The organism is Pseudomonas sp. HMWF021 (assembly GCF_003061005.1).
In the GTDB taxonomy this organism is placed as follows: domain Bacteria; phylum Pseudomonadota; class Gammaproteobacteria; order Pseudomonadales; family Pseudomonadaceae; genus Aquipseudomonas.
Map to the genome: position 1 here is coordinate 66,375 of NZ_QAIK01000063.1, position 1,401 is coordinate 67,775.

2 protein-coding genes are annotated in these 1,401 nt (G+C 64.0%); both read right to left on the bottom strand.

Annotated elements, in window-relative coordinates; genetic code table 11:
- Positions 1–108: 108 nt before the first annotated feature.
- On the bottom strand, positions 109–564 hold the full coding sequence (locus tag DBR18_RS09440; RefSeq protein ID WP_108590130.1) for a YaiI/YqxD family protein: 456 nt from the start codon (positions 562–564) through the stop codon (positions 109–111).
- A 108-nt stretch (positions 565–672) separates the two neighbouring features.
- Positions 673–1,401: FTR1 family protein (locus DBR18_RS28970; protein WP_256588651.1), on the bottom strand; the 729-nt coding region annotated here is incomplete at its 5' end.

The following is a 1,401-nucleotide window of genomic DNA, read 5'->3' on the forward strand; positions in this document are numbered from 1 at the left end:
CGAACTGACCCACGAGAACGACGTTTAAATCAAAAGATCGCAGCCTTCGGCAGCTCCTACAGACTAATCAGCAGAACTCTGTAGGAGTTGCCGCAGGCTGCGATCTTTTCAGGATTGACGGGTTAGCCGGGTGAGGATCCGGTCCAGCGCATTGGCAAACGCCTGCTTCTCACGCTCGCCGAATGGTGCCGGGCCGCCGCTGATCTGGCCCTGTTCACGCAGGTCAGTGAACAGGTTGCGCACCGCCAGCCGCTCGCCCATGTTCTGCGCGTCGAACTCCTTGCCCCGTGGGTCCAGCGCCGCCACACCCTTCTTCACCAGCCGATCGGCCAGCGGAATATCACTGCAGATCACCAGCTCACCGGGCACCGCGTGTTCCACCAGATAGTCGTCCGCTGCATCCGGGCCGCTGGGCACCACGATCAGTTTGACGATCGCCAGCCCCGGCTTGGTCTGCGGCTGCCCGGCCACCAGCACCACTTCGAACCGGCGCTTGAGGGCGAACTTCACCACCAGATCCTTGGCCGCCCGGGGGCAGGCGTCGGCATCGATCCATACACGCATGATTTTTTCCTTTTCTTAAAAGCATCGCGGGCAAGCCCGCTCCCACAAGGTTAACGCTAAACCTGTGGGAGCGTGGCTTGCCCGCGAATGTGAGCGCAGCGAATGCTGTTAAGCAGTGACCCGCTTCTTCTCGGCCATCCGGCTCCGCCCATACAGCACAACAATCGCCAGAATCGCCACCGCCTGCGCAGTCAACGAATAGGCATCGGCATGAATCCCCAGCCAGTCGAAGTCGAAGAACGCCACCGGCCGCGTGCCGAAGATCCCGGCTTCCTGCAGCGCTTTCACGCCATGCCCGGCAAACACCACCGACAACGCGCAAAGCAGCCCGGCGTTGATGCTGAAGAACAGCGCCAGCGGCAGTTTCGCCGAGCCGCGCAGGATCACCCAGGCCAGGCCGACCAGCAGCACCAGCGCCGTGGCGCCGCCAGCCAGCACCGCGTCATGCCCGGCCGGGCCGGCCTGCAGCCACAGGGTTTCGTAGAACAGGATCACTTCGAACAGCTCGCGGTACACTGAGAAGAACGCAAGGATCGCGAAGCCGAAACGCCCGCCGCCGCCCACCAGACTCTGCTTGATGTAATCCTGCCACGCCGCCGCGTGGCGCCGGTCGTGCATCCACACGCCGAGCCACAGCACCATGACGCTGGCGAACAGCGCGGTGGCGCCTTCGAGCAGTTCGCGCTGCGAGCCGCTGACGTCGATCACATACGCCGCCAGCGCCCAGGTGCCAAGACCGGCGAGCAGCGCCAGGCCCCAGCCGATGTTGACGCTGCGCACCGCCGACTGCTGGCCGGTATTACGCAGGAACGCAAGGATCGCCGCCAGCACCAGAAT

Bases quoted from the DNA above. Each gene is read 5' to 3' on its own strand.
- DBR18_RS09440 (WP_108590130.1), bottom strand. From the start codon at position 564: ATGCGTGTATGGATCGATGCCGACGCCTGCCCCCGGGCGGCCAAGGAT.